An 8,709-nucleotide genomic window follows, 5' to 3' on the forward strand; every position below is an offset into this window, starting at 1 on the left:
GCATCATCACGTCGGTAATCAGCAAATCACCTTCACCACGCGACACATGGTTCCACAGCGTTGCGATATTGCTCATGGGCAAAACATCGTAACCTGCCCGTGTGAGGGCTTGGCTTAGGACCAGCCGGATTGAGGCATCATCGTCAGCCACCAAAATTGTGCGCTTACTCATCTAAAGCTTCCTTTTTTGGACTTGCTGTGTCAGCCTTTGCCATAGGCAACAACGTTTTGAAAATCGTGCGGTCGCCAACATAATCAACGTCTACAATGCCGCCCTGCCCGCGAATAAGCTTTGCCACCATCGCAAGACCCAACCCGCCACCGGTCTTTTTGGACGTCACAAAGGGTTCAAAAATATGCGGCAACATATCCGCATCTATGCCCGGTCCATTGTCCTCAACCGTTATCTCCAATGGCAAAGACAAGCGCTCGCGCGTGCCTTGCACACCAACACGAATGCCGGGTCGATATGCCGTTGATATTTTGATCTTACTACCAGGCTCGCTTTTTACAGCTTCGGCCGCATTTTTGATCAGATTAAGATAGACCTGCACCAATTGGTCCCAATTGCCCAAAACTGGTGGCAAACTCGGGTCAAAATTCTTTTCAATCACAATGCCTTTGGCAAATCCATTTTCGGCCAGCAGTAGTACATGGTTCAGCACAGCATGAATATTGATCGACGTCAGCTCAGGATGGCGTTCATCGCCAAACACTTCCATACGATCGACCAGTTTGACAATTCGCTCCACTTCTTGCTGCACCAAGCGCGCTAAAGGCCGATCTTCATCGCTTGCACTTTGTTCAAGTAGTTGCGCCGCGCCTTTGATCCCAGAAAGAGGATTTTTGATCTCATGCGCCAACATAGCCGCAAGGCCGCTGACTTGGCGCGCAGCACCTTGCGAGGTGAGCTGCTTGTCAATTTTGTCCGCCATGGTGCGCTCAAACAGGGTGATCACCACCAAATTGGGGTCTGATCCCATTGGCGCAACATGAACATCCACCAACCTCTCAACCGGCAAGTTCACATTGCCGATTGCAATCTTATGTTCGCTTGATGCGGCTTGACGCTCATGCACATGCGCCAAGAGCCCGAGCAAGGGTGAAGATGGGGCAACATGATCGTCAATCGTTTGACGTTTCAACAGGTTTTCAGAAGTTTGGAAAAAGCTCTGCGCAGCATAATTGGCCATCACAATGCGGTTGGACTTCCCACAAATCAGCACCGGTTGCGTCATAGATTGGAAAGCTGAAAAGGCCAATTCATAGGACGTTGGGCTCATGCGGCTACCTCCACCAATTGATCAAACAACTGGTCAATCAATGCAGGAACTTGCAATGCATTACCTTGCGTCAGCAAAGCCGCACGGGCCGCTTTAGGAATCGTAAACTCCAAAGCCAAAACATCCATATACCAGCCCAAATGTTTGCGCGCGCACCGCACACCAAGCGCTGTGCCATATTCTTCCATCATCAAGCTGTAATGCTCTTTCATCAGGTTTTGCCGCTCTTTAAGCGCTGGGGTAGCTGGAACCGGATTGCCGTGCAATGCTGCACCAACCTGCCCCAACAACCAGGGTTGGCCCTGAGCGCCTCGTCCGATCATCACAGCGGCAGCGCCGGACAATTCCAATGCGCGTTTTGCAGTTGCAATGTCCACAATGTCACCATTCACCACCACGGGCACATCAACCGCTTCAACAACATCACGCACCGGCGACCATTTCGCCGCGCCCTTATAGAACTGTTGGCGGGTCCGCCCATGGATCGTGATCATCTGAATGCCGGCTTTTGCAGCATCCTGCGCAATTTCTGGCGAATTGATGCAATCGTCGTTCCACCCAAGGCGCATTTTCAGCGTCACAGGCAAACTGGTGGCACCAAGAACAGACTCGATCAGCGATTGTGCCTTATCCGGTACACGCATTAACGCAGAGCCAGCATAGCCATTTGTCACGCGTTTGGAGGGGCAGCCCATATTGATATCAATAATGTCGGCACCACTGTCTTCGGCAATTTTTGCACCTTCCGCCATCCACCGGCCTTCACAGCCCGCAAGTTGAATGATATTCGGCAACCGTTCGGGTCGACCAAGCCGACGCGCCATATCCGCATGGCCATTGGTCAAAGCCGCACTGGCGATCATTTCAGACACAACCATACCCGCGCCATAACGCGCAGCGATCGTGCGAAATGATTTGTCCGTTATCCCAGACAAAGGCGCAAGAAACGCATTTGAGGGAAAAATGTGGGTGCCAATCTGTATTGGCTTGAGCTGATCATGCATAATTTTTGCGCAATATTGAAACGTGATTGAATAATAGACAGAGATTAAGTTTTAAGCAAACGCCCAATTGGAAGTTTGGGTTAACTCAGGCTTGTCGCTTGCGATGGTCTATCGTTATCGCTAAACCCAATCTAGTGCGCAAAAGAGATCTGGAGCATTTATGCCTCAAAACAACCCAAAAACCGCTGTCATTATCGTTGCAGCTGGTTCTGGAACGAGGTTGAACAGTGGCTCCTCAGACTTACCCAAGCAATATCAGCTGCTGGATGACAAAACGGTCCTTGAGCACACAATAAACGCTTTCACCCAGCACCATTTGATCGATGTGGTCATGCCCGTCATTAGTGTTCCCCACCAATCAAATTACGATGCCCTTGACCTTGATGATGCAAAACTGCTTGCGCCGGTGCTTGGCGGCAAAACCCGGCAATCCTCCGTCTTGGCCGGACTTAATGCACTGCAATTGCACAATCCTGATGTGGTTTTAATCCACGATGCTGCGCGACCTTTCGTCAGCGCACAAATCATAACAGACGTCATCGACGCGTCGATGGATGGTGGCGCAATTCCCGCGCTGCCGATTACCGACACACTCAAATTCTCACCAGATGGAATATCGATCACTCAAACGCTTGATCGCACCCAGCATTTCGTTGCGCAGACACCACAAGGTTTTGCATTCGCAAAAATCTTGTCCGCACACATTAAGGCTCAGGCACAATCAAGCACCGATTTCACTGACGACGCATCGATCGCCGAATGGGCAAACATGGATGTGTCAATTGTCACTGGCGAAGTTCAAAACAAAAAAATTACGTTTTCTCAAGACCTTGCGGAGGCCCGTTCAAGTATGAACGATAACAATAAACTCGAAACACGCGTCGGGTCTGGCTATGACGTTCACGCTTTTGAAGTCGGCAATGAAGTCATCCTTGGGGGTATTCACATCCCGTTTGACAAAAAACTTAAAGGCCATTCAGACGCGGATGTGGCCTTGCATACCATCACCGATGCTATCTATGGCGCATTGGCCGAAGGTGATATCGGCCAGCATTTTCCCCCGGCCGACGACAAATGGAAAAACAAAGATTCAGCAGTGTTCCTTGAACATGCGATCTCTCGCCTTTCTGCCCGCTCCGCGCGCTTGGTAAATGTGGATCTGACGATAATTTGCGAACAGCCCAAAATTGGTCCACACTGCATCGCTATGCGGCAAAATATTGCGGATATATGTAAAGTATCAGTATCTCGTGTTTCGGTTAAAGCCACCACATCTGAAAAGTTGGGCTTCACCGGACGCGGAGAAGGCATTGCTGCACAGGCTGTTGTTGCCATTGAATTGCCCGCAAAGGACTGAATATGCTTGAAGACGATGTATTGCATTTGGCCCAAATCACCATCGAACAACTCACCTCAAAACGCCTAACCCTCGCAACGGCGGAAAGCTGCACTGGCGGCTTAATCGCAGGCGCTTTAACAGCGATTCCAGGATCATCTAACGTAATACATGGCGGTTTCGTTACCTATTCAAATCGCGCCAAGTCAGAAATGCTGGGCATAGATCCGGACTTGATCGAAGAATATGGTGCTGTGTCAAAGCAAGTGGCTTGCGCCATGGCGAAGGGTGCGCAGAAAGAAACACGCACCTCGTTAGCCGTTGCTGTTACGGGCATTGCTGGCCCATCGGGTGGCAGTGCAGATAAGCCAGTTGGCTTAGTGCACTTTGCCTGCTCAGACGGCAAAAAATCGAGCCACATTGTGCGCAAATTTGGCGATATTGGCCGGGAAGAGATACGCGAAGAAACAGTTCGCGTCGCCCTCACCCTTGTTTTAGCTTGTGTTGATCAGCGCGCTTTGCCATAGCGTTGTGCCGCTTGAGTCATAAAGGCATCAACGATTTCACGTTGTTTTTCAACGAATAATGGCTCAGCAATCGCTGCGATAAACCGATTGCGCATCTCAAAGTCGACGGAAAAATCAACGTGCGTGCCCGATGGTGTCTGGCTGAACTGCCATTCACTCCACAATCGTGAAAACGGATCGTCATCCGACACCGCTGTTACACGCAACGCCTCACGGTCCGCGTGCACTTCACTTTCATAAGACTGATTGATCGGCCCAAATGACACATGCATACGCGCCAAACATTTGCCCTCTTGGGGCAAGTTGGTGATGTTCATGTCCGAGCAATTTGGCACAAAAGATGGATAAGCGGCCAAATCACTCACCAGATCAAACATTTGTTCTGGCGAGTGTTGCACTTCGCGTTCAAAAGCAATTCTGGTCATAAAGCTTTGTTTTGCCTAGCTCAATTTGGCTTCACGTGCCTTACGAAGCTTTTCAAAGTCATCGCCCGCATGGTGCGACGAACGGGTTAATGGGCTCGAGGAAACCATCAAAAAGCCTTTGGTATAAGCAATCCGCTCATAGGCTTTGAACTCGTCCGGGGTCACAAAGCTTTCAACCTTGTGGTGTTTGCGGGTCGGCTGCAAATATTGACCGATGGTCAAGAAATCGACGTTTGCCACTCGCAAATCATCCATTAATTGCAATATCTCGTTCCGCTCTTCACCCAAGCCAACCATAATGCCGGACTTGGTGAACATGTTCGGATCGATCTCTTTGACTTTTTGTAGCAAGCGGATCGAATGGAAATAGCGTGCGCCTGGACGAACAGTCAGATAGTTTGATGGCACCGTTTCCAGATTGTGGTTGAACACGTCAGGCTTTGCCGCAACCACCTTTTCCATTGCGCCTTCTTTGCGCAAGAAATCGGGGGTCAGCACTTCAATGGTGGTGCCTGGCGACACTTCGCGCACCGCTTGAATGACTTCAACGAAATGCTGTGCGCCGCCATCTGAAAGATCATCACGATCAACTGAAGTGATCACCACGTGTTTTAGACCCAAGGTCTTGACTGTGTTGGCCACATTCATTGGCTCATTTGGGTCTAGGGCGGTCGGCAGTCCTGTGCGTACGTTACAGAATGCACAAGCGCGTGTGCAAATCTCACCCATGATCATCATGGTCGCATGCTTTTTATCCCAACATTCACCAATGTTCGGACAACCCGCTTCTTCACACACGGTAACAATTGAATTGTCTTTTACGATCTTGCGTGTCTCTACATAACCTTTAGATCCGGGCGCTTTCACCCGAATCCAAGCTGGCTTACGCAAGACTTCTGTGTCCGGGCGATTTGCCTTTTCAGGATGGCGTGGACGCGCCTTATTCGTATTGTCAACCAAAGTCACCACAGCGGGATGCTCCTTTGTCGGATCAGCGAAAACGGCCCCAAATTGAGGCCGCTATTTTGCCCTATATATTGAGTGCTTGATCGTAAGCGTCAAGGACACTCTCTTTCATCATTTCGGACAATGTGGGATGTGGGAAGATTGTATGCATCAATTCTTCCTCAGTCGTTTCCAAATTCATTGCAACAACAAAGCCTTGAATGAGTTCTGTTACTTCTGCACCAACCATATGTGCACCAAGCAACTCGCCGGTTTTCTTGTCAAAGATCGTTTTCACCAAGCCCTCAGGCTCACCCAAAGCAATCGCCTTGCCATTGCCCATGAAGGGGAAACGCCCTACCCGAATGTCACGACCTGCCGCTTTTGCAGCCTTTTCGGTCAAGCCAACGCTCGCAACTTGCGGATCACAATAGGTACAGCCCGGAATTTGGTTTTTGTTCATTGGGTGAACATCTTTGCCAGCAATCTTTTCGATGCACATGACGCCTTCGTGCTCGGCTTTATGAGCCAACATCGGCGCGCCCGCTACATCACCAATCGCATAAATGCCATCGACGTTGGTTTTGCAATATCCATCAATTGAGATGAACCCGCGCTCTGTCTTAACGCCAACAGCTTCAAGCCCAATGTTTTCAACGTTGGCCATAACACCAACCGCAGAAATCAGCTTTTCAGCTTCAATAACTTGGCTTTGCCCGTCTTTAAGTTCCACATGGGCCTTTACGCCGCTGGCAGAATTTTCAACTTTGGCTACTTTGGCTTCAGTCAAAATCTTAATACCACGCTTTTCGAGCCTCTTTCGTGCGTGGGCTGAAATCTCTTCATCTTCAACCGGCATGATTTGGCTCATCAATTCAACAACCGTCACATCCGCGCCCATTGACGCGTAGAACGAAGCGAATTCAATCCCGATTGCGCCAGACCCCATAACCACCAGAGATTCTGGCATTTCTTGTGGCACAAGCGCTTCAAAGTAAGTCCAGATGTTTTTGCCTTCAGGTTCAATACCCGGCAGCACTCGAGGACGCGCGCCCGTTGCGATAATGATGTGTTTTGCGGTATAAGTGCCGTGTGGCAACACGCCTTTTGGCGCAGGCACGGAAGGCTCCATCACAGGTTTTGATGATGGTCCGACTTTGACTTCACCCGGCTTGGTGATTTGTGCTTCACCCCAAATAACGTCAATCTTGTTCTTTTTCATCAAGAACCCAACGCCATTGTTCATTTGTTTGGCGATTTGGCGTGAGCGTTTCACAACGTCTGAGATTTCAAACGTGAACTCACCAGCTTTCAGTCCAAAGTTTTTCGCATGGCCCATGTGAGAATAAATTTCAGCGCTACGCAGCAGTGCTTTTGTTGGGATACATCCCCAGTTAGAGCAAATCCCTGCCAAGTGTTCGCGCTCAACAACGGCTACTTTCATGCCCAATTGCGCGCCGCGAATGGCTGCAACATAACCACCTGGTCCGCCGCCGATAACGATCACATCATACTGATTTGCCATGTTCTTTTCCTTATCTTTGACGCCCAACAATTATTGGATCGACAATAATTCTCTTACAATTGGTGCAAGGCCCACGCCAATTGCACGTGTATTCGCTATGTCCAGATGCACGCCATCTGCAGGGTCAATTCGTGCGACACTAGCCGCATCAAAGAGCGCAACTTGTTCGCGCTCACATATTTGGGCGTAATTGGCAGCATATTCCTTGGACAAGTCACCGGCCCCTGCCATCACGTCGTTAAACAGCTGGTCGGCCCCTGTTCCAACATATGGCGGGGACACAACAAGTATCTTTGGTACATGGTGTCCAGGTTTGTAGCTGAACGTTTTCACAATGTTGATCAGCCGCGCAATGCCCATCGCAGAACCTGCTGCATTCCCACAAATGTGCGAACGCATGTCGTTGGTGCCCAAGAAAATGATCACCAAATCTAGCGGTTCGTGTGTCGCCAATAACATCGGCAAAGCTTTTGATCCATTGCGCTCTGTAGGAATTGAATAATCGTCAAAAATCGTTGTGCGACCATTCAACCCTTCAGCGAAAAGGCGTGCTTGCCCACCCAGTTCTGTTGCAAGAACATTTGGCCAGCGATCCTTGAATGGATGACGGCCGCCGGTCACAGCGTCCGCCCCCCAAGTCAATGAATCCCCAAAGGCAAGCACGTTTTTCATGTTTTGCTTACGCCAGCATCATCACAGGTGTTTCGATCAGTTGCTTGAACACACCAAGCTCCTCAGCACCCAGCACGCCATCAACAACCCGGTGATCGCACGACAAGGTTACGGTCATGAAATTGCCAACAGTGATTTCACCGCTTTCAACAACAACACGCTCTTCGCCAGCGCCAACAGCCAGAATTGTCCCATGCGGTGGGTTAATCACAGCCTGGAAGTTCGTAATGCCGAACATGCCAAGGTTTGAAACAGAGCTGCCGCCACCTTGATATTCATGTGGCGCAAGTTTTTTCGATTTTGCCCGCTTGGCCAAATCTTTCACTTCAGCTGAAATCTCGCGCAGTGACTTAGTCTCTGCTTTGCGCACGACCGGTGTGAACAGCCCCCCAGGCACAGAAACAGCAACCGCAACATCCGAATGGTGATGCTTCAATGTATGCTCACCTGCCCAAGATGCATTTGCGTCAGGCACTTGGTTCAATGCCATTGCCCAAGCTTTCATGATGAAATCATTCACCGAGAGCTTGAATTCAGGACGACCGTTTTCGTCTTTCTTGGCTGTCGCATTAATCCGCGAACGCGCTTCAAGCAAATCGTCAAGTCGAACATCCATACTGATATAGAAGTGCGGAACCGTTTGCTTTGCTTCCGTCAAACGAGCGGCAATAACCTTGCGCATGCCGTCGTTCGCCACCAAGTCATAGCTACCTTCTTCATAAAGCGCGATCACTTGGCTATCTGCCATGCCACTCGAAATGGCCGGTGCAGAGGCCGAGGCGCTTGGTGCCGCAGTCGGCACGCCCTCGCGCATGGCTTTTTCAATATCGCGTTTTACGACCCGGCCTTTTGGACCAGTGCCAGCAAGAATGCTCACATCGATATTGGCATCTGCCGCCAAGCGACGTGCCAAGGGCGAAGCAAAGGTGCGCTCGCCGCTTGCTTTTCGCACTGGCGCTGCTGCAACCGGCGTTGGTGCCGCAGGGGCTTGT

General features: G+C 50.2%; 10 protein-coding genes. 2 read left to right on the forward strand and 8 right to left on the reverse strand.

Annotation, left to right across the window (positions count from 1 at the left end):
- From Q0231_RS04085 to dusB, 3 genes are all read right to left on the reverse strand, one after another.
- A partial coding sequence (locus Q0231_RS04085) for a response regulator (RefSeq protein ID WP_299345453.1) occupies nucleotides 1–172 on the reverse strand: 172 nt, incomplete at its 3' end.
- The gene (locus Q0231_RS04090; protein ID WP_299345426.1) at nucleotides 165–1,283 is read right to left on the reverse strand and encodes an ATP-binding protein; all 1,119 of its coding nucleotides are present in this window, start codon (nucleotides 1,281–1,283) and stop codon (nucleotides 165–167) included. The genes Q0231_RS04090 and Q0231_RS04085, both read right to left, overlap by 8 nt.
- A complete protein-coding gene (dusB, locus tag Q0231_RS04095; RefSeq protein ID WP_299345429.1) occupies nucleotides 1,280–2,287 on the reverse strand; it encodes a tRNA dihydrouridine synthase DusB in 1,008 nt (335 codons plus the stop codon). The genes Q0231_RS04090 and dusB overlap by 4 nt, the downstream gene beginning before the upstream one ends.
- A gap of 160 nt (nucleotides 2,288–2,447) precedes the next feature.
- Between dusB and Q0231_RS04100 the strand changes: the two genes are divergently transcribed.
- Both Q0231_RS04100 and Q0231_RS04105 read left to right on the forward strand, forming a co-directional pair.
- Nucleotides 2,448–3,644, forward strand: a complete 1,197-nt coding sequence (locus Q0231_RS04100; RefSeq protein ID WP_299345432.1) for a bifunctional 2-C-methyl-D-erythritol 4-phosphate cytidylyltransferase/2-C-methyl-D-erythritol 2,4-cyclodiphosphate synthase — start codon at nucleotides 2,448–2,450, stop codon at nucleotides 3,642–3,644.
- A gap of 2 nt (nucleotides 3,645–3,646) precedes the next feature.
- On the forward strand, nucleotides 3,647–4,150 hold the full coding sequence (locus tag Q0231_RS04105; RefSeq protein ID WP_299345435.1) for a CinA family protein: 504 nt from the start codon (nucleotides 3,647–3,649) through the stop codon (nucleotides 4,148–4,150).
- Here the strand turns inward: Q0231_RS04105 and Q0231_RS04110 are convergent.
- From Q0231_RS04110 to Q0231_RS04130, 5 genes are all read right to left on the reverse strand, one after another.
- Nucleotides 4,132–4,575, reverse strand: coding sequence for a type II toxin-antitoxin system RatA family toxin (locus tag Q0231_RS04110; protein WP_299345438.1), 444 nt, complete (start codon nucleotides 4,573–4,575; stop codon nucleotides 4,132–4,134). The two genes, Q0231_RS04105 and Q0231_RS04110, sit on opposite strands and share 19 nt — an antisense overlap.
- 15 nt (nucleotides 4,576–4,590) lie before the next feature.
- Nucleotides 4,591–5,544: a lipoyl synthase gene (gene lipA, locus Q0231_RS04115; RefSeq protein WP_299345441.1), complete on the reverse strand. Its 954-nt coding sequence runs from the start codon at nucleotides 5,542–5,544 to the stop codon at nucleotides 4,591–4,593.
- Between the two features lie 61 nt (nucleotides 5,545–5,605).
- Nucleotides 5,606–7,045 (reverse strand): dihydrolipoyl dehydrogenase, encoded by a 1,440-nt coding sequence (gene lpdA / locus Q0231_RS04120; RefSeq protein WP_299345444.1) that lies wholly within the window; start codon nucleotides 7,043–7,045, stop codon nucleotides 5,606–5,608.
- 30 nt (nucleotides 7,046–7,075) lie between these two features.
- Nucleotides 7,076–7,717 (reverse strand): SGNH/GDSL hydrolase family protein, encoded by a 642-nt coding sequence (locus tag Q0231_RS04125; RefSeq protein WP_299345447.1) that lies wholly within the window; start codon nucleotides 7,715–7,717, stop codon nucleotides 7,076–7,078.
- A 7-nt stretch (nucleotides 7,718–7,724) separates the two neighbouring features.
- A partial coding sequence (locus Q0231_RS04130) for a 2-oxo acid dehydrogenase subunit E2 (protein ID WP_299345450.1) occupies nucleotides 7,725–8,709 on the reverse strand: 985 nt, incomplete at its 5' end.

The sequence above is a fragment of the uncultured Maritalea sp. genome, assembly GCF_937139385.1.
GTDB lineage: Bacteria > Pseudomonadota > Alphaproteobacteria > Rhizobiales > Devosiaceae > Maritalea > Maritalea porphyrae_A.